General features: G+C 58.3%; 18 protein-coding genes. 14 read left to right on the top strand and 4 right to left on the bottom strand.

Features of this window, described 5'->3' with window-relative positions; all coding sequences use genetic code 11:
• Positions 1–94: 94 nt before the first annotated feature.
• The gene (locus J4D97_RS09360; protein WP_208307352.1) at positions 95–652 is read right to left on the bottom strand and encodes a hypothetical protein; all 558 of its coding nucleotides are present in this window, start codon (positions 650–652) and stop codon (positions 95–97) included.
• Positions 653–828: 176 nt separating this feature from the next.
• Here J4D97_RS09360 and J4D97_RS09355 point away from each other — a divergent pair, with 176 nt between their 5' ends.
• Complete coding sequence (locus tag J4D97_RS09355; protein WP_208307351.1) at positions 829–2,262, top strand: 3' terminal RNA ribose 2'-O-methyltransferase Hen1; 1,434 nt, start codon at positions 829–831, stop codon at positions 2,260–2,262.
• Between the two features lie 89 nt (positions 2,263–2,351).
• On the opposite strand, the gene J4D97_RS09350 is transcribed toward J4D97_RS09355, so the two are convergent.
• Entirely contained in the window at positions 2,352–2,801 is a 450-nt protein-coding gene (locus tag J4D97_RS09350; protein ID WP_208307350.1) for an SMI1/KNR4 family protein, read from the bottom strand.
• 73 nt (positions 2,802–2,874) lie between these two features.
• Between J4D97_RS09350 and J4D97_RS09345 the strand changes: the two genes are divergently transcribed.
• From J4D97_RS09345 to J4D97_RS09335, 3 genes are all read left to right on the top strand, one after another.
• Entirely contained in the window at positions 2,875–5,517 is a 2,643-nt protein-coding gene (locus J4D97_RS09345) for a polynucleotide kinase-phosphatase (RefSeq protein WP_208307349.1), read from the top strand.
• 69 nt (positions 5,518–5,586) lie between these two features.
• Entirely contained in the window at positions 5,587–6,360 is a 774-nt protein-coding gene (locus tag J4D97_RS09340; protein WP_208307348.1) for a nucleotidyltransferase domain-containing protein, read from the top strand.
• A gap of 141 nt (positions 6,361–6,501) precedes the next feature.
• On the top strand, positions 6,502–7,587 hold the full coding sequence (locus tag J4D97_RS09335; protein ID WP_208307347.1) for a DNA polymerase beta superfamily protein: 1,086 nt from the start codon (positions 6,502–6,504) through the stop codon (positions 7,585–7,587).
• A 195-nt stretch (positions 7,588–7,782) separates the two neighbouring features.
• Here J4D97_RS09335 and J4D97_RS09330 read toward each other — a convergent pair whose 3' ends face one another.
• The gene (locus J4D97_RS09330) at positions 7,783–8,022 is read right to left on the bottom strand and encodes a hypothetical protein (protein WP_185283874.1); all 240 of its coding nucleotides are present in this window, start codon (positions 8,020–8,022) and stop codon (positions 7,783–7,785) included.
• A 199-nt stretch (positions 8,023–8,221) separates the two neighbouring features.
• Positions 8,222–9,247 (bottom strand): LacI family DNA-binding transcriptional regulator, encoded by a 1,026-nt coding sequence (locus J4D97_RS09325; RefSeq protein ID WP_185283873.1) that lies wholly within the window; start codon positions 9,245–9,247, stop codon positions 8,222–8,224.
• Between the two features lie 396 nt (positions 9,248–9,643).
• Between J4D97_RS09325 and J4D97_RS09320 the strand changes: the two genes are divergently transcribed.
• From J4D97_RS09320 to J4D97_RS09270, 10 genes are all read left to right on the top strand, one after another.
• The gene (locus tag J4D97_RS09320) at positions 9,644–12,871 is read left to right on the top strand and encodes a SusC/RagA family TonB-linked outer membrane protein (protein ID WP_208307346.1); all 3,228 of its coding nucleotides are present in this window, start codon (positions 9,644–9,646) and stop codon (positions 12,869–12,871) included.
• Positions 12,872–12,898: 27 nt separating this feature from the next.
• A complete protein-coding gene (locus tag J4D97_RS09315) occupies positions 12,899–14,680 on the top strand; it encodes a RagB/SusD family nutrient uptake outer membrane protein (RefSeq protein ID WP_208307345.1) in 1,782 nt (593 codons plus the stop codon).
• A 112-nt stretch (positions 14,681–14,792) separates the two neighbouring features.
• Positions 14,793–15,137 carry a cupin domain-containing protein gene (locus J4D97_RS09310; RefSeq protein WP_208307344.1) on the top strand — a complete coding sequence of 115 codons (345 nt, stop codon included), beginning with the start codon at positions 14,793–14,795 and terminating at the stop codon, positions 15,135–15,137.
• Between the two features lie 25 nt (positions 15,138–15,162).
• Positions 15,163–17,202 (top strand): pectate lyase, encoded by a 2,040-nt coding sequence (gene pelA / locus J4D97_RS23510; RefSeq protein ID WP_243900234.1) that lies wholly within the window; start codon positions 15,163–15,165, stop codon positions 17,200–17,202.
• Positions 17,203–17,236: 34 nt separating this feature from the next.
• Positions 17,237–18,769 (top strand): tagaturonate reductase, encoded by a 1,533-nt coding sequence (locus tag J4D97_RS09295; protein WP_208307343.1) that lies wholly within the window; start codon positions 17,237–17,239, stop codon positions 18,767–18,769.
• Between the two features lie 6 nt (positions 18,770–18,775).
• A complete protein-coding gene (locus J4D97_RS09290; protein ID WP_208307342.1) occupies positions 18,776–20,425 on the top strand; it encodes a UxaA family hydrolase in 1,650 nt (549 codons plus the stop codon).
• A 298-nt stretch (positions 20,426–20,723) separates the two neighbouring features.
• Positions 20,724–22,163: a glucuronate isomerase gene (gene uxaC, locus J4D97_RS09285; protein WP_208307341.1), complete on the top strand. Its 1,440-nt coding sequence runs from the start codon at positions 20,724–20,726 to the stop codon at positions 22,161–22,163.
• 171 nt (positions 22,164–22,334) lie between these two features.
• The gene (locus J4D97_RS09280) at positions 22,335–23,348 is read left to right on the top strand and encodes a sugar kinase (RefSeq protein ID WP_208307340.1); all 1,014 of its coding nucleotides are present in this window, start codon (positions 22,335–22,337) and stop codon (positions 23,346–23,348) included.
• 140 nt (positions 23,349–23,488) lie between these two features.
• Entirely contained in the window at positions 23,489–24,148 is a 660-nt protein-coding gene (locus tag J4D97_RS09275) for a bifunctional 4-hydroxy-2-oxoglutarate aldolase/2-dehydro-3-deoxy-phosphogluconate aldolase (RefSeq protein ID WP_208307339.1), read from the top strand.
• Between the two features lie 4 nt (positions 24,149–24,152).
• Positions 24,153–25,475, top strand: a complete 1,323-nt coding sequence (locus J4D97_RS09270; RefSeq protein ID WP_208307338.1) for an MFS transporter — start codon at positions 24,153–24,155, stop codon at positions 25,473–25,475.
• Positions 25,476–25,477: the final 2 nt, after the last annotated feature.

The following is a 25,477-nucleotide window of genomic DNA, read 5'->3' as shown; positions in this document are numbered from 1 at the left end:
TAGTGCAACATTTGTATAAAAACCGAAATCCCGTGTTACCTGATGGATTAGGTGACACGGGATTTTATTGTCAGATCAAAATCTACTTTATTATTTATTGGGTGTTTACTACATACTCAAAGTCTTGCTTGAGCTTTGCATCGTTAAGTGTCACATATACAGTATGTTGATCATAAATTTTAACAAATGGTATACTGCGTTTACTCATATATAAGTCACGATTCCAAAATCGGCCTTGCCCTTCTGGTAAAGAAGGTACGGCTAGCAATTCTTTGCCAGCTTTATCACGAGCGGTAACGCTGAGTAGAGCTGGGTCGGCGTTCTGTGCGCCGCGCCGATACATAGTAACTAACAGCATTCCACCAGCCGGTAAGGCCTGAAACTTGCGTTGGTAGGTGCTATCAGCCCAGTTATTCATTCGGCGCAGTTCCGTGATTTCTGTGAGCAGCTCGGCGTAGGGACGATAGGCCAGACGCGTGACGGAGGCCGTTACTTCAGCTTCCTCATCGGTGTTTTTGGTGACGTTGAGAACGTAAGCACATTCTTCGTCTTTCTTAGGACGTAGATATTTTTTGCGCGGCGTGCCCGGTAGCATTTGGGCAGAAGCTTCAAAGCTTAGGAATAAAGCGAATAGAAAGAAAAACTGCTTCATGAAAAAGGATAAAGAGAAAGCGGTAAGCAGCCCATATAGCATGGGCAAAATTAGAAAAGAGCAAATTGAGTGCCTGATGCGTGTCCTGTAGCTGTAAAATGCCCCAGTGAATGTGCTTGTAATAAAAAGACCCGTTCTTGTAATAGTGGCACTTCGCCATTCTATCATATAATGATATGCTCCTTACAATTACTACCACCCACCAGCCTGCTACTGATCTGGGCTACCTATTGCATAAGAATCCCGCCCGCTTGCAGTCGGTGGATATTGCCTACGGGCAGGCGCACGTGTTCTACCCCGAAGCCACGGCCGAGCGTTGCACCGCCGCCCTGCTGCTCGACATCGACCCCATCGCGCTGGTGCGCAACCACCGGGGCCCGACCGGCGAGGGCTTTGCCCTGGAGCAGTACGTCAACGACCGGCCCTACGCTGCGTCATCGTTTCTGAGCACGGCCCTGGCTAAAGCGTTCAACACGGCCATGAACGGCACCTGCAAGGACCGCCCCGAGCTGCCCGACGTTTCGTTGCCGCTGGAAGCCACCGTGGCGGCCCTACCCGCCACTAGCACCGAGCAACTCCGCCGCCTGTTTGCACCCTTGGGCTACGAGATAGAAGTGGAGGAGCATCCGCTCGACCCGACCGTGCCGCAGTGGGGCGCCAGCCGCTACCACACGCTGCGCCTGCGCCACTCGGCCCTGCGTCTGCGCGACCTGCTGAGCCACCTTTACGTGCTCATTCCGGTGCTCGACCGTGGCGACAAGCACTACTGGATAAGTCAGGACGAAGCCGAAAAACTGCTGCGCCGCGGGGCCGAGTGGCTGCCCCAGCACCCCGACCGGGAGTTTATTACGCGGCGCTACCTGCGTTTTGCGGAGTTTGTCAACCCTACCCTGAAACGGCTATTGGCCCTAGATGCCGAGGCGTCGGATGATGCGTCGGAACCGCTCGCCGAACTAACCGCTATTTCGGATGCTACAGGAACGGCTGCCGCTGAAACCGCCGCCAAGCAAAACCTGCACGACTTGCGCCTGGACCGCGTGGCGGAGGAAATCAAGGGGATTGGCGCCACGTGGGTGCTGGATTTGGGTTGCGGGGAAGGTAAGCTGGTGCGCCGGCTGCTGAAAAACCCAAAAATCGAGCACATTCTGGCAATGGACGTGTCGTGGCGGGAGCTAGAGCGGGCGCAGCAGCGTCTGCACGTGGCCGAAATGCCCCCGCGCCAGCGCGAGCGGCTCACGCTCACACAAGGCTCCCTACTCTACCACGACCCGCGCCTGGCCGGCTACGATGCGGCCGCCGTGGTCGAAGTCATCGAGCACCTCGACGAAAGCCGACTGGCAGCATTTGAAGAAGTGGTATTTGCCCGCGCCCGCCCCGGCGCTGTGCTCGTCACCACCCCCAACGCCGACTACAACCAGCGCTACGAAACCCTCGCCGCCGGCGACTTCCGCCACCACGACCATCGCTTTGAGTGGACGCGGGCGCAGTTCACCACCTGGGCCGAAGGTGTGGCCGAGCGCCACGGCTACCGCGTGCGCCTGGAGCCATTGGGCCCGGCAGAGGCGGAGGTAGGAGCCCCGTCGCAGCTGGCTGTATTTGAGGTAGGGTAGGAGAGTTGGTTGGACTACAGGCTAATGATAGTGTCGTCTCCGGCCGCGTAGCGGCCATAGGTTTGTAGGGAAGGCACGAACTTCTATCACTAAGATTTACGGCCTTGAACCTCGTCCGGCCAATCTAATAAGCCGCCATTCTTTGTATAAACTCCATCTCGTAGAAATCGATCAATAAAAGTTGCAAGCGAATCAGTCAGAGTAACATTCATATGGTGAATCTGATAGCCAGAAGATTGAGAAGTTAGCTCAACCTCCCATATATCACAATAAGTCAAATACTCGGCTACATAAAACTGTTGAGGCTCAAACTCTCGCTTCTGCTCAAGTATTTCTTCAAGCGGAATAATTCGAAACATATCCTCGGCTGATTCAAAGCCATTGCAAAACGAGTAAAACGCTTTGAAATCAGTTGGGAGAGTCAAGCTCATTTCCTGCTCAAATTGTTGAATCAGTTGCTTACTCGCGCCAGGATACAGTGTGATATCTGTTTGACTCAGATTAGCTTTGAGCGTCGAGAGTAACCCGTGAATTGTCATTCTATTCAGGTGATAAACGGATAATGACCTGTTGCCAAGGCGCCGTCTGTCTCTATTTCCTTTTGTCCTCTATATGCCCCAAGATACCCTTAAGCTCCCCGAGCTCTCCCTGGTTTTGCTCATCGGCACCTCAGGAGCAGGCAAAAGTACGTTTGCGCATCGCTTATTTCAGCCCACGGAAATTGTATCGTCGGACCGGTGTCGAGCTTTGGTATCCGATGATGAGAACAACCAGGCGGCTACGTCAGATGCCTTTGCCTTGCTGCACTACCTGGTAGGGCTGCGCCTGAAGCGCGGTCTGCTGACGGTGGTAGACGCCACCAACGTGCAGCCCGAAGCCCGCAAAACCCTCGTGCAGCTGGCCCGCGATTACCATGTGCTACCCACCGCCATCATCCTCGACGTGCCCGACCGCGTGGCCGAGGACCGCAACCGCCAACGGGCCGAGCGTCAGCACTTGGGCCGCCACGTAGTGCCCCAGCAACGTCAGCAGCTGCGCCGAAGCCTCAAAATGCTCCGTCAGGAGGGATTCCGCCACATCTACCACCTGCGCGGCCCCGGGGAAATTGACGGCGTGCAGGCCATTGTGCGTGATCCGCTCTACAATAACCGCAAGCAGGACACCGGCCCGTTCGACATCATCGGCGACGTGCACGGCTGCTACGCTGAGCTGGTGCAGCTGCTCACGGAGCTGGGCTACGTAGTAGAGGAAGAGCCGGTGACTGATGCGCGGGATTTGGGCGTGCGCGTGACGGCGCCGGCCGGTCGCCGTGCCCTGTTTTTGGGCGACCTGGTAGACCGGGGGCCGGCCTCGCCGCAGGTGCTGCGGCTGGTGATGCGCATGGTGCAGGACGGCGTGGCCCTGTGCGTGCCCGGCAACCACGACATCAAGCTGCTGCGCTACCTCAACGGCAAAAACGTGAACGAACAGCACGGCTTTGCCGAAACCGTGGCCCAGTTGGCCTCGGAGACGGATACATTTAAAGCGCAGGTGCGCCAGTTTTTGGATGGGCTGGTGAGCCATTATGTGTTGGACGGCGGCAAGCTGGTGGTAGCCCACGCTGGCATGCGCGAGGAAATGCAGGGTAGGGGCTCGGGGGCCGTGCGGGCCTTTGCGCTGTTTGGCGAAACCACCGGCGAAATCGACGAGTTTGGCCTGCCCGTGCGCTACAACTGGGCCGCTGAGTACCGCGGCCGCGCCATGGTGGTATACGGTCATACGCCCGTGCCCGCACCTGAGTGGCTTAACAACACCATCGACATTGATACCGGCTGCGTATTCGGCGGCCGCCTTACTGCCCTGCGCTACCCCGAGCGGGAGTTGGTATCGGTGCCGGCGCAACAAGTGTACTGCGAGCCGGTGCGCCCATTGATAGCTGTCGGCTCTCAGCCGTTAGCCTCTTCTAAAACGAACTCGAACGACGAGCTATCAGCTGATAGCCAGGTGCTAACAGCGCAACAGGAAAGCGACGACCTGCTCGACATCCGCGATGTGATGGGTAAGCAGATCATCCAGACGCGGTTGCTGCCTTCCGTCACGATTCGGGAGGAAAACGCGGTGGCGGCGCTGGAGGTGATGTCGCGCTTTGCCCTAAACCCAAAGTGGTTGCTGTACCTACCGCCTACCATGTCGCCCACCGAAACCTCGGCGCTGCCCGATATGCTGGAACACCCCGCCGAAGCCTTTGACTACTTCCGCCGCCAAGGCCTGGAGCGGGTAGTATGCGAGGAAAAGCACATGGGCAGCCGCGTAGTGTTGGTGCTGGCGCGCAGTGAAGACGCCGCCCGGCGCCGCTTTGGGGTGGTAGGCGAGGGGCCGGGCAAGTGCTACACCCGCACCGGCCGCAACTTCTTCACCAACGAAGCCCTGGAAGAAGCCTTCCTCACACGTCTGCAGGATGCCCTCACGGCAAGTGGCTTCTGGGAACGGTTCCAGACCGATTGGGTGTGCCTAGATGCCGAGCTGCTACCCTGGTCGGCCAAGGCGCAGGAGTTAATTAAGACGCAGTATGCCGCCGTGGCGGCCGCCGCTACCGCCGCCCTACCCCTGGCCGAAGCCGCCCTGGCGCAAGCCGCTACCCGCAGCCTCGATGGGGTAGAAGCCCTGCTAGCCCGCACCTCAGCCCGCCGCACCGCCGCCGACCACTACGCCGATGCCTACCGCCGCTACTGCTGGCCCGTGGAGAGCCTCGCCGACCTGCGCCTGGCGCCCTTCCACCTGCTCGCCACCGAGGGCCGCACCTACTTCGACAAGGACCACGCCTGGCATATGGAAACCCTGCGCGCGATGTGCCTGGCCGATGAAAGCCTGCTCCGTGCCACGCCTTACCGTGTGGTGCACCTACAGGATATTACTGACGTGGACGCCGCCACCCAATGGTGGCTCGACCTCACGGCCAGCGGCGGTGAAGGCATGGTCGTAAAGCCCTATGACTTCATTTCGACCACTAAAAAAGGCCTCATCCAACCTGCCCTCAAGTGCCGCGGCCGCGAGTACCTGCGCATCATCTACGGCCCCGACTACCTCCTGCTTGGCAACCTGGAGCGCCTGCGCGAGCGAAACGTGAAGTCCAAGCGCAACTTGGCTCTGCGCGAGTTCACCCTCGGTGTGGAAGGTTTGGAGCGTTTCGTGGCCGGTCAGCCGCTGCGGGCGGTGCACCAGTGCGTATTTGGCGTACTGGCGTTGGAAAGTGAGGCCGTGGACCCACGGTTGTAGGTATGTAGCGGCTACCCGCAAGATCCGCAGTAGAAAGCTCATCACTTCACTATTTTTTCTTTCTGGCTCATGCACGCCCGCATCCAAACCGCCCTCCAGCAGCTTGAAGTCCGGCACCATATCCGTATCCTCTACGCTTGCGAGTCGGGCAGCCGGGCCTGGGGTTTTCCCTCGCCTGATTCCGACTACGACGTGCGCTTTCTCTACAGCCACTCGCCCGACTGGTACCTGACCCTCGACGCCGGCCCCGACACGCTCAACTTTCCCGTGGACAACGAGCTGGACCTAGCCGGCTGGGAGCTGCGCAAGGCCCTGAAGCTGCTGCGCGGCGGCAACGCGGCCTTGTTCGAGTGGCTACAGTCGCCGGTGGTGTACCGGGAGGCGCCTGGGTTTCGGGAGGCGCTGGGCCCCTTGCTGCCGGCGTGCTGGAACCCGCGGGCCGGGCTGCATCATTACCTGGGCCTGATGCGGCGCGGGGTAGAGGACGATCTGACCAGCCAACATGTACGCCTGAAACGCCTATTCTACGCTCTGCGCTCCGCGCTGGCTGCGAGTTGGATTCGGCAACGCCCTGATGAGGTGCCGCCGATGGAGTTCCGGCCGCTCCGTGAGCTATTGCCAGCCGCGCTGCACAGCGTAGTAGACGAGTTACTCGCCCGCAGAGCCACCGCTGACGACAAAACCACTGTGCCCCGTCCGGCCATGCTAGTCGAATATCTGCAAGCTGAGTACGAAGCTACCCTAGCCGCCCACGAAACTCTACCCGTCACTCGCCAGCCTGACCCCACGGCGGCGCTAGACGCGCTGTTTCGGGCGTGGCTACCGGACGCGGGCACTATGTAGAGACGCATATTCGCGTCTCGGCGTCAGAACAACCGGACGCATTTATGGTAGAATCACGCCGCCGTTTTCCACCAGAACAGCCCGCTCTAATTAAATAACATCAGCAACGACGAGACGCGAATACGCGTCTCTACACCGCCCATGACTATTGCCGACCTGCGACAACGCGGCCTGCTTCTCTTCGAAGCCATCAGCGGCAGCCGCGCCTACGGTACCCACCTGCCGCACTCCGACACCGATCTGAAAGGCGTGTTCATCCTACCCGAAACCGAGTTCTACGGCCTCGACTACGTGCCGCAGGTGGCTAATGATACCAACGACAAGGTATTTTACGAGCTGCGCCGCTTCGTGGAACTGCTGCTCAAGAACAACCCTACCGTGCTAGAGCTGCTCGGTACTCCCGAGGACTGCGTGGTGTATAGGCACCCGCTGTTTGCGGCGTTTCGAGCCGAAGATTTCCTCTCGAAGCTGTGTCGCCAGAGCTTTGCCGAATACGCCGTAGCGCAGATCAGGAAGGCGAAAGGACTAAACAAGAAAATCAACCATGCTGAGCCGCCTAGCCGCAAATCAGTGCTGGATTTCTGCTACGTGACGGTGGGTGCAGGCGCGCAGCCGGTAGCCATCTGGCTGGAACGGCGCGGCTACGGGGCCAGTCAGTGTGGCTTGGCCAATGTACCACACCTCACCGACTTGTATGCCCTATTCGTAGACAAAACTCCCGACCAGCGTCACGGCTACCGCGGTCTGGTGCGCGACCCCTATACCTCGCAGGACGTGCAGCTCTCGGCTGTGCCGAAAGGGGAGGTGCCGGCGGCCTACCTCAGCTTCAACCGTAACGGCTATAGCACCTACTGCCGCGTGTACCGCGAGTACAAAGAATGGGAGCAGAAGCGCAACCCCGAGCGCTACCAAAACACCGTGCAGCACGGCAAAAACTACGACGCTAAAAACATGCTCCACGTGTTTCGGCTGCTGCGCATGGCCGAGGAAATTGCCACCGAAGGCCGCCTGCACGTCCGCCGCCCCGACCGGGACTTCCTCCTACAAATCCGCCGCGGCGAGTTTGAGTACGAGCAATTGGTAACCGAAGCCGAAACGTTGGTAGAACGGGTGAATACCGCCTTTGCTACCTCCACGCTACCCGAAACGCCCAACAGAGAAGCAGCCGAGCAACTGCTGATTCAAACGCGGCGGGCGTGGTACACTATGCGTCAGCACCCGGCATAGAGACACAATATACTGCCTTGTCGTTAAACGACTTGCGACAGCATCATTCGCATAAACACCATCAGCAACGGCGAGATAGAAGATATTGCATTTCTACATAGTAAACAGCCATACAATAAGGTAGGGCGCCCAGCACGAGAAGTGTCTCTCGCGTTGGGCGCCCTACCTTATCGTATGGCTATGCCTATGACGGTACTAGAAGCGGCGGGCGCGCACTGTGGAGCGGAGCTTGTGGCTGCGTTTCTTGTGGAAGAATTTCAGGCCCTTACGATTTCCCTTCCGGAAACCTCTGTACACTTTGTAGCTCGGGCGGTGCGTATATACGCGGCCTTTTGCTTTGGCCCGGGCATAGCGCGTGCCGGGATTAGTGGCCTCAGCAGGCTGAAGCCCACTTAGCAAAAACAAGGCGAAAACGAGCAGCAGGGCTTTGTACATGCGAGCAGAGAGAGTATGATGAGAGTAACAAAGAATAGAACTCTGATAAGAGTAGAAAATTGCGTGCCAGATCCCCAGGGAATAAGAAATAACACGGTGCGGCCTTTTCAAAAATGAAAAGCCTCCCGGGTGGAATCGGGAGGCTTTTAGTCGTAAGGCGTGCCTGGCCAGGCCGGGGTGGGAGCAGCGGGCCGGCGACTTACGAGTGGACGACCGACCGGGTGGATTCTCGGACAATCAAGCGCGTGGGAATTTTAACGGTAGAGGGTGGGGCAGCTTTTTGTTTCTTTTCAATCAGTTCAATCAGGCGTTCTACGGCTACCTGCCCTATTTCCTGGGCAGGCTGCACGACGGTGCTGAGCGCCGGGTTTAGAAGGTCGGCAGCGTTGAGATTCGTGAAGCCAATCAGCGATACGTCGTCGGGAATGGCGATGCGGCGCTGATGCAGCGACGCCAGGCAGCCCAGCGCCAACCGGTCGCTGGCTGTGAAAAAGGCGTCGGGTGGGGTAGGGAGGGCCAGTAGCTCGTCCACCATCGGCCCGGTTTCGTCCTGCCCGAAGCTGCCGTAGCGTACCAGAGCCTCATCGTAGGGTAGGCCGTATTGCTCCAGGGCGGCACGGTAGCCGGCCAGGCGTTCCTTCGTGATGCTCAACCACGGCGGAATAGTAAGGTGAGCAATACGCTGACGACCAGCTTTAATTAAGTGTTCGGTGGCAGCAAAGGCCCCACCAAAGTTATCGGCCACAATGCGCGTAGTATCCAGCTCGTGCGATACCCGGTCGAATTGTACAATGGGTAGGCCCTGCTCCTGCAACGCCCGCAGGTGCGATACATCGGAGGTTTCGCTGGATAAGGAGATAAGCAAGCCGTCTACCTTCCGGTCCATGGCCTGCTGCATGTTGGCCGCTTCCCGCTCGTACGACTCCTGACTTTGGAAGATAATGACGTGGTAGCCCCGGTTGTAGGCAATGGCCTCAATGCCGTTGATGGCCTGCGAAAAGAAGTAATTGGCAATCTGCGGCACAATCACGCCAATGGCCCGACTACGATTTTCCTTCAGGCTGAGCGCAATAGGGTTGGGGCGATAGTTCAGCCGCTCGGCATACTCCAGCACCAACTCTTTCGTCTCCTGATTTATCTCGTAGCTACCCCGCAACGCCCGCGAAACCGTGGAAGTTGAGATGTTCAGAGCGCGGGCGATATCCTTTATAGTGACGGTACTCAAAGTAGACTATACTTCTAAAATGCAATTTTAAGGAGAGGGGTAGATGGGATTGAGGGTAGGGGTAGAAGAGCGGGAAAAAGGCTTCGGGAGCAAATCTAACAACTTATTGCATAACAACAACTCGCTTTGACATCGTTCCCGGCAACGTTTGCGGTAATAAATGCTCGCAAGCGTTTTCTTTCCTTGATGCTGCAATGTAATCTTAAAGAGCCGGGTTATGCACCCAATCTCAAAAAAAATATCACTGCTTCTCAGAATAGGTACGAAATCGTTTACTCCACTTCAGGGCCAGTGCCAAGGCCATTTTTACTGCAACGGCTCACGCAAAGTTGCACTAGCATGGTAGGCAAATTTTCGCGCATCACTCCAATTCCTACTCTTATACATTCTGGTTTCATGAAAAAATATCTACTGTCGCTCTGGCTACTGCTGGGGATAGTGTCGCTGGCTGTAGCCCAGCAACGACAGGTAACGGGCGTGGTACGCTCGGCGGATAAGGCTGAGGCCTTACCTGGCGTAACGGTAGTGGAAGTAGGTACCACCAACGGTGCTACCACCGACGGCGAAGGACGTTTTGTACTGACAGTAGCCGGACCCGCTGCTAAGATTCGCCTAAGCTACATCGGGTTTGTGTCGCAAGACGTGACGGTGGGCACGCGCAGCAGCATCACTGTAGAGTTGCGCGAGGACTCCAAGGCCCTCGACGACGTGGTGGTAATCGGCTACCAGGCCGTGCAGCGCCGCGACGTAACAGGGTCCGTGTCGTCGGTTAGTGCGCAGCAAATCAAAGATATACCCGTTAACTCGGCCGCTGATGCATTAGCCGGCCGCTTGGCCGGGGTGCAGGTTACGGCCTCCGAAGGCCAGCCGGGTTCCGATGTGCGGATCCGGGTACGGGGTGGCGGTTCTATCACACAAGACAACTCGCCGCTGTACGTGGTGGACGGGGTGCAGGTGGAAAACGCCTTATCGGTACTTTCTCCGCAGGATATTGCCTCCGTTGACGTCCTGAAGGATGCCTCGGCTACGGCTATCTACGGCGCCCGCGGTGCCAACGGCGTAGTAATTATCACGACCAAAAATGGCCGCGAGGGTAAAACAACGGTGTCCTACACTGGCTTTGCTGGCGTCCGCACCATCACCAAAACATTGGATGTTCTGAATCCGGCGGAGTACCTCGACTACGCTTACGAGCGCTCAGCACTGTCGGGGGCTAGCTACCTGAGCGGATTCAGGACCCGCTTTGGCAGTTCCAACTTCACCAGCGATACACTGAACCTGCTGCGTAATTCGCCCTTCCTCGACTGGCAGGATCGGGTGTTTGGCCGCCGCGCTTTCCAGCAGACACACAACCTGACGGTTTCGGGTGGTAGCAAGAGCACTACCTACTCTATTAGCCTGACAGATAACGAGGAGAAGGGTATTCAGTATGGTTCTGACTACAATCGCAAGCTGGTAAACTTTCGCTTCGACCACAAAGCCACCGATAAGTTCCGCATTGGCTTCAATACGCGTTTCAATAACCAGGTAGTGAAGGGTGCGGGCACTTCTACCAACGGCGCTACCACTACCTCGCGCCTGCGCAACGCGGTTACCTACGTGCCATTAGAGACGACGGGTACCACTGCTATAAACCCCGCCGACCTAATCTTCGACGACGATTTGTATAACAACTCGGGGCAGCTGGTGAATCCCATTCTGGCCATCGACAACGAGTACCGCCAGGATAAGCGTTTGCTGATCAACCTCAGCGGCTACGCCAGCTATAACTTCACCAAAACGCTGCAGTTCCGCTCCACGGTGGGGTACGATAATACCAACCGTCGCATCGAATCTTTTAACGGCCAGTTCTCGCCCAGTATCCGCAGCAGCAACTACGCTAACCTGCCCTTTGCCTCCATTGCGACGAGTGTGCTGGGTACGATTAATAACTCAAACGTACTGACGTATTCCCTCACCAAAGGCAAACACGCTTTCGATGCGTTGGTGGGGGAAGAAATTTACCAGCAGCTGCAAACTTCGCAAAATATTCAGACCAACTTCCTACCCCTGGAAATTACGGCCGATAAGGCCATCAATAACATCAACCAGGGTGTGCCGCCCACGGGCTACACACAGCCCTACCCCTCCACTGACCAGCCCATCAACTCGCGGTTGCTCTCGGGCTTTGGCCGCCTGAACTACAGCTACGACGATAAGTACCTGCTGACGTTCACGTTCCGGGCCGACGGCTCATCGAAGTTTGCGCCCGGCCGCAACCGGGTAGGCTACTTCCCGGCTGCTTCAGCGGCGTGGCGGATTTCGCGCGAGTCATTCATGCAGAATTATACCTCCACCATTTCGGATCTGAAGCTGCGCCTGAGCTACGGTTTGGCCGGTAACAACCGCATCGGCGACGGTCTTTATTTCTCCTCTTTCACACCAGGCAATGCGCAGTACGCTCTAGGAGGAATTGTGCTGCCCGCTACTTCGGCTACCTCACTGGCTAATCCCAACCTGAAGTGGGAAACTACTGCCTCCAGCAACGCGGGCCTCGACCTGAGCCTGTTCAACAACCGGGTGCAGCTTACGGCCGATGTGTACTACAACAAAACCCGCGACTTGCTGATTAATCTGTCGATTCCCTCTTCCTCGGGCTACCCTTCGCAGCTGGTCAACGTAGGGGCTACCTCGAACCGCGGTCTGGAGTTGCAGGCTACCGCCACGGCGGTGCAAACCAAGAACTTTACCTGGACCACCAGCGCCAATATGTCGTTCAACCGGGGCCGGGTAGAAAGCCTCGGGCCGCTACAGGCACTACCACCGCAGTATTCGGGCTGGGCGAGCACCGCTATTTCTTCCGACTACTTGGTGCGGGTAGGACAGCCGGTGGGGCTTATGTACGGTTACGTAACCGATGGCTGGTACACCACCGACCAGTTTGAAGGCTACACCAACGGAAGGTGGGTACCTAGGAACGATGTGGCAAGCGACCAGGGGGTAATTGGTGCCGCCATTGCGCCGGGCTCGCTACGTCTGAAGGACCTCAACAAAGACGGCGTGGTGAATGAGCAGGACCGCACGGTAATAGGCAATGCCAACCCTAAGTTTACGGGTGGTCTGAACCAGCAGTTTTCCTACAAGAATTTCGATGCCAGCATCTTCCTGAACTTCGTGTATGGCAATGATGTGTACAACGCCAACAAAATTGAGTTCACCTCCTTCCTGGCGCAAAACACACAGAGCAACGGGTTGGGTATCCTGGCCGACCGCTACCGCACAATTGACGCCAGCGGCCAGAACATCACCGATCTAGCTACGCTGGATGCCGTGAACCAGAATGCCAAGATCTGGTCGCCCCCGCGTCAGTTGCTGGCGCACTCTTGGGCTATTGAGGATGGTTCGTTCCTGCGCATCAACAACGTTACGCTCGGCTACACACTGCCGAAGGCGCTGGTTGAGCGCGCCAAACTCACGCAATTGCGCTTTTACGTGACGCTGAACAATCTCTACACATTCACTAAGTACTCGGGCTACGATCCGGAGGTGAACACCCGCCGCGCTACGCCGCTGACGCCGGGCGTTGACTACGCTGCCTACCCCCGCAGCCGCGCCTTCCTGTTCGGCGTGAACCTTTCGCTTTAGTAATTCCCACAGATCTGTCCTCGAATCATGAAACATATACTTCGTCCTGCCATTCTTGCAGCCACTCTAATGGGCTCTTTGGGGGTAGTTTCCTGCCAGGACTACCTCGATGTGACGCCGGCAGCCCTCTATTCGCCCGAGGATATTTTTAGCAGTGTCAGCAGCGCCACCAGCACCGTTCTGGGGGTGTACGACCCCCTTTCGGGCGACCAGGGCTATGGCATTCGCCTAAACATGTACTACCCCTTCGATACGGACGAGATGCTCAGTAGCCCCGGCGCTTCTGACGCTGGTCGCCGAGGCATCTCCCGCTACGGCGCCATTCCGACCAATAGCGAGATTTCCCGCCCTTGGGACAACCTGTACCAGGGCATTGAGCGGGCGAACATTTGCATCAAGTACATTCCGCAGATGGCGCAGTACACCAGCGGCGCGGCCACGGATATGGCTGCCGTCAAGCGTCTGCACGGCGAGGTACTGGTGCTACGGGCACAGTACTACCTGGAGCTGATTCGCAACTGGGGCGACGTGCCAGCACCCTTCGAACCGTCGGTAGCAGGCCAGAACTTCAACATCCCTAAGACCAACCGCGACGAGATTTACGAGCAGCTCCTCGCTGACTTGTTGCAAGCGGAGGATCTGCTGCCCTGGCGTACGGAGATTGGCGCCAAAGACGAGCGTATCACCAAAGGGGCTGCCAAGGCCTTGCGGGCCCGCATAGCACTGTACCGTGGCGGCTATTCCGAGCGCCAAAATGGGCAGATGGAGCGCGGCTCCAATTACCAGCAATACTACCAGATTGCCCACGACGAGTGCGCTCAACTAATGGCCCGTCGTGATCAACACACGCTGCTGCCCAAAGCAGAGGACGTGTGGCGCGCTATCAATGCACGTACGTTGGAAACAACTGAGATTCTGTTTCAGGTAGGTTCTGGAGGAGGTAATAGCACCTCTGATAGCAAACTGGGTACTTACAATGGCCCACGTCTTAACAACTCGCCTAAGTTTGGTACCACCAGTGGTGCTGTCACGGCGCTGCCCAACTACTTCTACGCGTTCGACTCAACGGATACGCGCCGCGACCTGAACGTGACCAAGTATACCATTGAGAGCAATGACCAACAGAAAGCCACTGAAATTTTGCGCTTGACCGATGGCAAGTTCCGCCGCGACTGGCGTGTGCCGCTGCTACCTGGAAACGCGCAGAACCTGGGCTACAACTGGCCTCTGATCCGCTTCGCCGACGTATTGCTGATGTTTGCTGAGGCTGAAAACGAGCTGAATGGCCCGACGGCAGCTGCCAAAGCTGCCTTCGAAGAAGTGCGCAAGCGAGGTTTGGGTACCAAGATAGGTACTACTCCCAGCGACAAAGAAGGTTTCTTCAATGCGATTGTGAAGGAACGCTACCTGGAGTTTGGGGGCGAAGGTATCCGAAAATACGACTTGCTACGCTGGAATCTGCTGGCTACAAAGATTGCCGAAACTAAGGCCACGCTGCGGGCTATGCAGGCCGAAACCGGCACGGGCGCCTACGCGAATGTTCCACAGTACATGTACTACAGAGTAATAAATGGAGAGGTACAATTCCTGAACTCCTTCTACCGACCCACGCCGGATAAACCGCCGGTGGTGGCTGGAGCCACAATAACCCGCCTCAACTGGCGGCAGGGACTGGTAGGTTCAAGTGCCACAACATTTATCAATAACGTGGCGGCTGAATACCAGCCAAACAAAGGCAAAGAGTTGGTGCCTATTCCACAAACGGCTATTGATACCAACCCGGCCCTGGTGCAGAACTTCGGCTACTAACCAACTGATTTTTGCTCCCGCTAGCTTCGGTTGTTGGCGGGAGCAGGATAGTGCAGGACATTGCCCACACTGCGCCTGACTACTTTTTCTTCCGTTTGTTGTCCCTCTTTTCATGAATACTTCCCCTTTCACTACCTATACTACTACCTGGCAAGACTTGGGCGGCGGCCTGCGCCGGCAGGTGCTCACCTACGGCCCGGAGCTGATGCTGGTGAAGGTAGCCTTTGAGGCGGGTGGGGTAGGCGCTCCGCACCAGCACCCCCACGTGCAGATCAGCTATGTGGAAAGCGGCGTGTTTGAGGCCACGGTGGGCGAGGAAACGCAGGTGTTGCGCGCCGGCGACACGTTCTACGCGCCCTCCAACGTGCGCCACGGCGTGGTATGCCGCGAGGCGGGGGTGCTGCTAGACGTGTTCAACCCCCTGCGGGAAGACTTCTTACAACCGTTGGAAGGGTAGGGCCATGCACAACAGACCACAACGAATGACTCGATTTTTTACAGTATTGCTCCTGCTGGTTACAGGAGTAATCGGGGGAAGAAATTCCCTCGCTTATGCGCCGACGGTTAGGGTAGCGCAGGATGGTTCGGGAGATTTCCGAACCATCCAAGCCGCCCTAAACAGCCTGAGCGCCCACGCCGAACAGCAGCGGGTAGTCTATATCAAAAACGGCACCTACCCCGAGAAGGTCTACCTCGACGGCAAAGACCACGTGACCCTGCTCGGGCAGAGCGAAAAAGGCGTGGTGATTACTGTGAGCCAGGCCCGCGACGCTTACCGCTGCGAGGGCAACCTCGATGACTGGGGCGTGGCTACCCTCAACCTGCGCAATTCCCCCGACGTGACACTGGAGAAGCTCACCGTTGTAAATAGCTACGGCTTCAACGCCGCGGGCGACATCACCATCGACTGTCCCGCCGATGCCAGCGGGCAGAAGAAAATCGGCAAGACTGGCCACCAGATGGCCCTGCGCACTTTCCCCGGCACCACGCGCTTGGTCGTGAAGAACTGCACCTTCCGAGCCCTGGGTGGCGATACTGTGAGCCCCTGGGACGTGGAAGCCGGCTTGTACTACTTCAAGGACTGTACCCTGGAAGGCGGAGTGGATTTCTACTGCCCCCGCGGCTGGGCCTACGCCGAAAACTGCCGCTTTATCTGCCACAACAGGAGCGCGGCCATCTGGCACGACGGCTCGGCAAACAAAGATTCGAAAACGGTGCTGGTGAACTGCCGCTTCGAGGGCGACGACAACTTCAAGCTGGGCCGATTTCACCGCGAGGCGCAGTTTTACCTGATTGGCTGCCGCTTCCCCAAGAATATGGCCGATGCTGATATTTACTGGGCTGAGTCGGGGCCGGGGGCCAAGCAGTGGGGACGGCGCGTGTACTACGCCAACGCCCGCCGCCGAGGCGGCAACTACGCCTGGATGGCCGACAATCTGGCTGCGGCTGAGGGTAGCCCGACCATCAAACAAATAACGCCCAACTGGACCTTTGGCGGCCGTTGGAACGTGGACCCCAAAGCGCCCGCCCTACCCGCGCCGCCTGTGGTGGCCGTTGAGAAAGACTCTGTAGCCGAGCGTATGTTGCTCTATCAGCGTAGCGTAGGCGGCTGGCCCAAGGCTGTGGGCGACGTGAAAGTGAAGTACGACCACCCTCTGACGGCCGCGCAGAAAGCCTCCATCCTGGACGACAAAGGGCGCAACGACCCTACCATCGACAACAACGCCACCACCCGCGAAATTCGCTACTTAGTGGAGGCCGCCAAGCGGACTGGCAACCTAGCCTACCGCCGCGCCGCCGAAGATGGCATTCGCTACCTGCTGAAAATGCAGTACGCCAACGGCGGTTTTCCGCAGTACTACCCCGACCACAGCAACTACCGCCACCAGATCACCTACAACGACAACGCCATGATTCAGGCGATGCAGGTGCTGCGTGACCTAGCCGAGCAGCGCGGCGACTATACCCTGCTGGACCAGGGTCTGGTGGAGCCTGCGCGCAAGGCCGTGGCCCGCGGTATTGACTGCATCCTAAAAACCCAATACGTGCAGCACAGCCAACTCACGGCCTGGGCCGCGCAGTACGACGAGAAAACCCTGCAACCCGCCAAGGCCCGCGCCTTCGAGCTGGCTTCGCTCAGCGGTGATGAAACCGTGGCCATTGTGAAATTTCTAATGGACATCAAAAACCCTTCGCCGGAAATTAAAAAGTCCATTAAAGCCGCCGTAGCGTGGCTGAACAAGGTGAAGCTGGAGGGCTACGCCATCCGTGACGTGACCGACCCCAAGCAACCCAGCGGCCGCGACCGGCTGATTGTACCCGAGGCGGGCTCTACCATCTGGGCGCGCTTCTACGACCTCGACACCAACCGTCCCATTTATGTAGGCCGCGACAGCCAAGTGCACTACTCGCTGGCCGAGATTGAGAACGAGCGGCGCGTGGGCTACGGCTACGCTGGCACCTGGCCCGCCAAGCTCCTGAATCGGGAGTACCCGAAGTGGGAAAAACAGTGGGCCAACTAACCTTCCAATTGTATACTCTTTTAGTCTACTTTATATGAGAAATCTGTCGCAACGTCTGGTCGCCGGAGATGCACCGGTTGCCGTAGAAATGCCCCAGGCCTCCCTGTTCGCGTTGCCCGAGAAAGTGTTGCAGTTCGGTACCGGCGTGCTGTTGCGCGGCCTACCTGACTACCTCATCAACAAGGCCAACCAGAAAGGCGTGTTCAATGGCCGTATTGTAGTAGTGAAATCCACCGACGGCGGCGACATCACAGCGTTTGAGCGGCAGGATGGGTTGTATACCGTTGGTATTCGGGGGATAGAGGACGAAGAAACGATTGAGCGCAACGTGGTGTGCGCGGCCATCAGCCGCGTGCTGTCGGCCAAAAGCCAATGGGCCGAAGTGCTGGCCTTTGCCGCTGCGCCGGAGCTGCAAGTAGTCATTTCTAATACTACGGAGGTAGGCATTCAGTTTGCCCCCGACGATATCCGGCAGGACACTGCCCCTAGCTCGTTTCCGGGCAAGCTGCTGGCCGTGCTCTACACTCGCTGGCAGGCATTCGGTAACGACCCCAGCAAAGGCCTGGTGATTGTGCCCACCGAGCTGATTCCGGCAAACGGCACGCAACTGGAGAAGATTCTGCTGGAGCTGGCCCACCGCAACCAGCTCGAAAGCGAGTTTATTGACTGGCTGGAAACCGCCAATACCTGCTGCAACTCCCTGGTAGACCGGATTGTGCCGGGCCTACCCAATGCGGACGCTCATCAGCAACTAACCGAGGAACTGGGCTACCAGGACGACCTGCTGACCATGTCAGAAGCCTACCTGCTGTGGGCTATTGAGGGCAATGCGCGAGTACGGGAAGTGCTGTCCTTTCACAGCGCCGACAAGGGCATATTCATCCAGCCCGACATCAACCAGTTCCGGGAGCTGAAGCTGCGCCTGCTGAATGGCACGCATACCTTGAGCTGCGGCCTAGCCTTTCTGAGCGGTTTTGCTACCGTGCGCGCCGCTATGGAAGATAAGGCCATGGCCGGTTTCATCTCCAACCTGATGCTGGCCGACCTGCTGCCCGGCATTCCCTACCCCGTGGATGAGAAAATTGCCCAGCGCTTTGCCATGCAAGTGCTCGACCGTTTCCGCAACCCCTACATCGAGCACCGCTGGTTGGCCATCACGCTCAACTACTCGGCCAAGCTGCGCATGCGCGTGCTAGCCGACCTGCTGCACTACTACGAGCGGTTTGGCAAAGTGCCGCAGTACGTGGCGCTGGGCTTTGCGGCCTACCTGCTGTTTATGCGGGCTACCGAGCAGCATAATGGCAAGTGGCACGGCGAGCTGCACGGCGAAAGTTATTCGATTGAGGACTCGCAGGCCGGTTATTTTGCCAATCTTTGGGAAAAGCACGCCGACGAGCCAGCGGAAGTAGTCCATGAGGTACTCGCCAACGAAACCCTTTGGGAGCACGACCTCACCCAACTGCCAGGGTTTGCCGACCGCGTCACCTACTTCCTGCACCAGCTGCTGGAAGTGGGCGGCCATGCTGCCGTGAAAGCGTGCTTTATTTCGAAAGCTGCTGTGAGCTAAATAATTATGAAGCATTTAGTTGCCAAAATTCATCCGGCCGACAACGTACTGGTAGCCCTCACGGACCTACCCGCCGGCACACCCGTAACCTGGGACGGCACCACCGTTACCACCACCGAAGCCATTCCGGCCAAGCACAAGCTGGCTCTGCAACCCCTCGCCTCCGGCGACCCCGTTACCATGTATGGGGTGCTGGTGGGGAAGGCTGCCTCGGCCATTGGGGTAGGCGGCCGCCTTACCACTGCCAACCTGCACCATGCCACCGATGCCTATGCCGAAAGCGGCCAGCGTCCCGCCTGGCAGGCACCCGACGTGAGCCGCTGGCAGGACCGCACCTTCTTGGGCTACCATCGTGCCGATGGCAAGGTAGGCACCGCCAACTACTGGCTGGTGATACCCATGGTATTCTGCGAAAACCGCAACATCCAGGTGCTGGAAGACGCCCTGGTAAAGGACCTGGGTTACGCTCGCCAGAAGTCGTATCAGCCCCAGACCCAGGAGCTGATTGCGTTGATGCAGGCCGGCAAATCGGTGGAAGAAATCCTGAGCGTGGACTTGCAGGCCGCCGAAAGCAGCCGCCAGAAAGCCCGCCTGTTTCCGAATGTGGACGGTATCCGGTTCCTGACCCACGAAGGCGGCTGCGGCGGCATCCGACAGGATGCGCAGTCGCTGTGCGGCTTGCTGGCCGGCTACATCACTCACCCCAACGTGGCCGGCGCCACCATCCTCAGCCTGGGCTGTCAGAATGCCCAGGTGACCATGTTGCAGGACGAAATCAACAAGCGCAGCCCGCAGTTCAGCAAGCCGCTCTATATGATGGAGCAGCAGAAAATGGGCACCGAAGAAAACATGATCAGCGCGGCGCTGCGCCAAACGTTTGCCGGCCTGATGCTGGCCAACCAGCAGCACCGCCAGCCGGCTCCGCTCAGCAAGCTGTGCATAGGGCTGGAGTGCGGCGGCTCCGATGGCTTCTCGGGCATTTCGGCCAACCCCGCCGTGGGGCACGTGTCGGATATGCTGGTGGCGCTGGGCGGCTCGGTTATTCTGGCCGAGTTTCCGGAGCTGTGCGGCGTGGAGCAGGAAATCTTGGACCGCTCGGTGAACCAGGAAACGGCGCAGCGTTTCAGCTCGCTGATGAAAGCCTACGGCGACGCGGCCGTGGCCGTGGGCTCTGGCTTCGATATGAATCCCTCGCCCGGCAACATCCGCGACGGCCTGATAACCGACGCGATGAAATCGGCCGGGGCGGCGCGCAAGGGCGGCTCCTCGCCTGTGGTAGCCGTGCTTGACTACCCCGAGCTGGTGACCCAGCCCGGCCTGAACCTGCTCTGCACCCCCGGCAACGACGTGGAATCTACGACGGCCGAGGTAGGGTCGGGGGCCAACGTGGTGCTGTTTACCACCGGCCTGGGCACGCCCACCGGCAACCCCATCGCGCCGGTTATCAAGATTTCGACCAATACACCCCTGGCCAAGCGCATGCCCGACATCATCGATGTGAACACCGGCACCGTGATTGACGGCGAGGAAACTATCGAGCAAGCCGGCGAACGAATCCTGGAGTACGTCATCCGCGTGGCAAGCGGGGAGGAGGTAGCCGCCGTCCGCCACGATCAAACCGACTTTATTCCTTGGAAACGAGGGGTTTCGCTGTAAATAAAAGAACGACAAACTCCCCTCCTCATCTGAGGAGGGGACGTTCAGCCGAAAGGCTGAACTGGGGTGGTTGAAGTCGTTGCTGACGTTGTTTAGTTGAACAGATATAATGAGTATTCCAAACATAAAAAGAACGTCATGCTGAGCCTGCCGAAGCATCTCTACCGTGAGTAATCTAATTTCTATCAGACGAAGCGGTAGAGATGCTTCGGCAGGCTCAGCATGACGGTCAACCCTCCCCCCAAAAACACCCGGCTAACCACCGCTTTCCTACCCACTGCCTAACCCAGCAAACCGCATGAAAAAGCCCTTTCTCGGCCCCGATTTTCTGCTCCAAACGGAAACCGCCCGGCAGCTCTACCACGTGCACGCCGAGCACCAGCCCATCATCGATTACCACTGCCACCTGCCCCCCGACCAGATTGCCGAAGACCGGCAGTTTGAGAATCTGACGCAGATCTGGCTCTACGGCGACCATTACAAGTGGCGCGCCATGCGGGCCAACGGCGTAGACGAGCGCTACATCACGGGCGATGCCTCGGACTGGGAAAAGTTTGAGAAGTGGGCCGAAACCGTGCCCTATACCGCCCGCAATCCGCTTTACCACTGGACGCACCTGGAACTGCAACGCTACTTCGACGTGCACGAGCTGCTGGACAAAGACAGCGCCCGCCGCATCTACGACGAGTGCTCCCAGAAGCTGCGCACGCCCGAATACTCGGTGCGTAGCCTGCTGCGCAAAATGAGCGTGCGGGTAGTGTGCACCACCGACGACCCTGCCGATTCGCTGGAATATCATCAAGCCATTCGGGATTCGGATTTCGACGTGCAGGTGTTGCCTACCTTCCGGGCTGATAAGGCGATGTCGCCGGAAGATGCGGAGGCCTACAACGCCTACCTCGATAAGCTGAGCGCGGCCGCAGGAGTGGATATTCAGGCGTTTGCCGATTTGGAAAAAGCGCTGCGCCAGCGCCACGATTTCTTTGCTGAGATGGGCGGCAAGCTCTCCGACCACGGCTTGGAGCAACTCTACGCTGCTGACTATACCGACGAGGAAATCGACACAATTTTCAAGAAAGTACGCGGCGGTGAGACGCTGGATTCCGCTGAAGTCTTGAAATTTAAGTCCAAAATGCTGGTGTTGCTGGCCGAAATGGACTGGGAAAAGGGCTGGACCCAACAATACCACATCGGGGCGCTGCGCAACAACAACGCCCGTAAGCTGCGCCAGCTCGGCCCTGATACGGGCTGGGATTCTATTGGCGACTTCCCGCAAGGCGTGGCCCTGTCGAAGTTCTTCGACCGGCTGGATACTCAGGACAAGCTCGCCAAAACCATCATTTACAATCTGAACCCCGCCGACAATGAGCTGATTGCCACCATGATCGGCAACTTCAACGACGGCTCGGTGGCCGGTAAGATGCAGTTCGGCTCGGGCTGGTGGTTCCTGGATCAGAAAGACGGCATGGAGCGGCAGATCAACGCCCTGTCGAACATGGGCCTGCTGAGCCGCTTTGTAGGCATGCTCACCGATTCGCGCAGCTTTTTGTCCTACCCCCGCCACGAGTATTTCCGCCGGGTGCTGTGCAACCTGCTTGGCAACGACGTGGAAAACGGCGAGCTGCCCGACAACATGAACTGGCTGGGCGAAATGGTCAGCAACGTCTGCTACGGCAACGCCAGCACCTACTTCGGCTTCACGCCGGTAGAGGAGAAGGTGGCCGCCGAAACGGCGTAAGGCGTGCAGTACGTCTGTCATCCTGAGCTTGCGAAGGACCTTATGCCCGCAGAACGGGTCGTTGGTAAGATGGACGTGCTGACGTGAGAAGGTCCTTTGCAAGCTCAGGATGACAGATGTTCACCAACTCAAGTTACTAGTAACTAACAACACGCATTCAATCCATCTCTTTTGAAACAAGTCGTAACCTTCGGCGAAATCATGATGCGGTTGTCGCCGCCGCTCAACCTCCGCCTCACGCAGGCCGCTAGCCTGGACGTTACCTACGGCGGGGGCGATGCCAACGTGGCCGCCGCGCTGGCCCAACTGGGCCAGCCCGCCGCTCACGCCGGCTGCTTTCCCGACAACGACCTGGGCCGCGCTGCCGCCCAGCACTTCCAGCGCCTGGGCGTAGATATGCACTCCTGCGTGTTTCGCGGGCAGCGGTTGGGGCTGTACTTCCTGGAGGTAGGAGCCTCGTTGCGTGGTAGCAAAATCGTGTACGACCGCGCCGATTCGGCCTTTGCGAACCTTGACCCCGCGTGGTTCAACTGGGATGAAATCCTGAAAGACGCCCAGTGGCTGCACTGGACGGGCATCACGCCTGCTATTTCGGCCAGCGCGGCTCAGGCTACCCGCGAGGCCATTCAGGCCGCTCGCCGCCTGGGCATCACTGTGTCGGCCGACGTGAACTACCGCCGCAACCTGTGGCAGTACGGCCAGAAGGCGCAGGACGTGATGCCCGAGCTGGTAGCCGGCTGCGACGTGGTAGTGTGCACCGAAGGCGACGCCGAGGACTTGTTCGGCATCCGGCCCGAGGAAGGTAGGGAAGACCGCTTCGTGAGCATGTGCGAGCAGCTGCAACAGCGTTTCCCGCAGATCAAACAGGTAATTGCTACCCGCCGCGAAACGCAGAGCGCCTCCCACGAGCGTATCCGCGGCCTACTCTACGACCAAGGCGCCTACCACGAAACCACACCCTATGATATCGTGCCCGTGATAGACCGTATCGGCGGCGGCGACTCGTTCATCTCGGGCTTCATCTACGGCTGGCTGCACTTCGACCAGGACCCGGCGCGGGCGCTAGGCTTTGCTACGGCGGCCTCGGCCCTCAAGCACACCATCGTTGGCGACATCAACCTGGTGACGGCCGCGGAGGTGGAGCACATTGTGCAAGGCAACGTGACGGGGCGACTGCTCCGGTAAGGTTCTTACTAATTAGGTATCAAACTGATTTGCAGGGTGATGCAGAGTAGTGCATAGCTACTCACCGCTCTTTCCACTTAGCGCTTAGAACCAGATAGGCGCTGTATTCGCTCTTTTCTCATTTCTACCCTACCTCCCTTATGGCTCGATTTTCACGTGCAGATGCATTAAAACAGTTACTGGCGCACCCGCTGGTTCCAGTCTTTTATCACCCCGATGTAGCGCACGCCCAGCAGATTGTGCAAGCCTGCTACAACGGCGGTATCCGGGTCTTTGAATTCACCAATCGGGGCGCGCAGGCCTTCGATGTATTTACACAGTTGCAATCGTTTGTGCAGACCAACTGCCCGGAAATGTTACTGGGCATCGGGACGATTTATGAGGGGGAGGAAGCCCAGCGCTTCATTCAGGCCGGCGCCGATTTCGTAGTGCAGCCCGTCACCACTGAGTCGGTGGCGCACGCGTGCAAACACACCGACGTGGCCTGGCTGCCCGGTGCCATGACCTTGAACGAAATCTACCGTGCCCACCAACTGGGTGCCGATGTGGTGAAGGTGTTTCCCGGTAACACCGTGGGCCCCAGCTACATCAAGGCCGTGCGCGGCCCCCTACCCGATGTGTCCCTGATGGTGACCGGCGGGGTAGAGCCCACCGAGGAAAGTATTGGCGAGTGGCTGGGCGCGGGCGTGCAAGCTGTAGGTATTGGCTCTCAGCTCTTTAAGGGCGATGCGGGCGCCGAGGCCCTGACGGCTAAGGTGGCCGGTCTGGTTCAATTTATTCAGCAACGCGCTCAGCAGTAGACTCATGGAGAAAAAACTCGGAACCTACCGCTGGACCGTTGTGGCGCTGCTGTTCTTCGCCACTAGCATCAACTACCTCGACCGCCAGGTAATTGGCCTGTTGAAGCCTACCCTCGAAACCCAGTTCAACTGGACGGAGAGCAGCTACAGCTACATCGTCATGGCTTTTTCGGCGGCCTATGCTATTGGGCTGCTAGCCTTTGGGCGCATCATCGACTTCATCGGCACCAAGAAAGGTTACATCATTTCTATTATTGCCTGGAGCGGAGCGGCCATTGCCCACGCCTTTGCCTCCAGCACACTGGGGTTTGGGGTAGCCCGCGCCGCGCTGGGTCTGGGTGAAGCCGGCAACTTTCCGGCCGCCATTAAAACCGTAGCCGAGTGGTTCCCGAAGAAGGAGCGCGCGCTGGCTACGGGCGTTTTCAACTCCGGCGCCAACATTGGGGCCGTAGTAGCGCCCATCATGGTGCCCTGGATTCTGGGGAGCTACGGCTGGGAAGAAGCCTTTCTGATTACCGGTGGCATTGGCTTTATATGGCTGATTTTCTGGTGGATATCCTACCAGATTCCGTCCAAGCAGCCCAAGCTGTCGGCCGAGGAATACGCCTACATCCACAGCGACAACGAGCCTGAAACCGCCGAGGGCGACCATGGCAAAACCATTTCGTGGGGTCGGCTGCTGAGCGTACGCCAGACCTGGGCCTTCGTATTCGGCAAGATGCTCACGGACCCCATTTGGTGGTTTTTCCTGTTCTGGCTGCCATCCTACTTCGCTACTACCTTCGATCTGGACCTGAAAAAGCCTAGCCTACCCTTAGTGGTTGTGTATACTCTGACGACGGTAGGCAGCATCGGTGGCGGGTACTTTTCTTCCTACCTCATCAAGCGGGGCTGGAGCGTGTATAAGGCTCGCAAAACTGCCATGCTGGTCTTTGCCCTGCTGGTAGTGCCCATCATGCTGGCCCGCTACGCCACCAGCATCTGGCCAGCCGTGGCCCTGATTAGCCTGGCCGCCGCCGCGCACCAGGCTTGGAGCGCCAACATCTTCACCGTGGCCTCGGATATGTTCCCCAAAAAGGCTGTCAGCTCTATTGTGGGCATCGGCAGCATGGCCGGCTCGGTGGGCGGCATCCTGTTTCCGCTGCTCATCGGCTATCTGCTCGACACCTACAAAGCGGCCGGCAACATCAACGGCGGCTACAACATCATCTTCCTGATTTGCGGCTCGGCCTACCTGCTGGCCTGGGTGGTGATGCACCTGTTTGTGCCGCGCATGGAGCCGGTGAACCTGGGTGAGCCAACTATATCAAAAGCTGTAACCACATAACC

Origin of the sequence: Hymenobacter defluvii, assembly GCF_017589435.1 — a bacterium.
GTDB lineage: Bacteria > Bacteroidota > Bacteroidia > Cytophagales > Hymenobacteraceae > Hymenobacter > Hymenobacter profundi.
The sequence above is the reverse complement of the archived record's forward strand: the minus strand, read 5'-3'. Positions and strand labels throughout refer to the sequence as shown.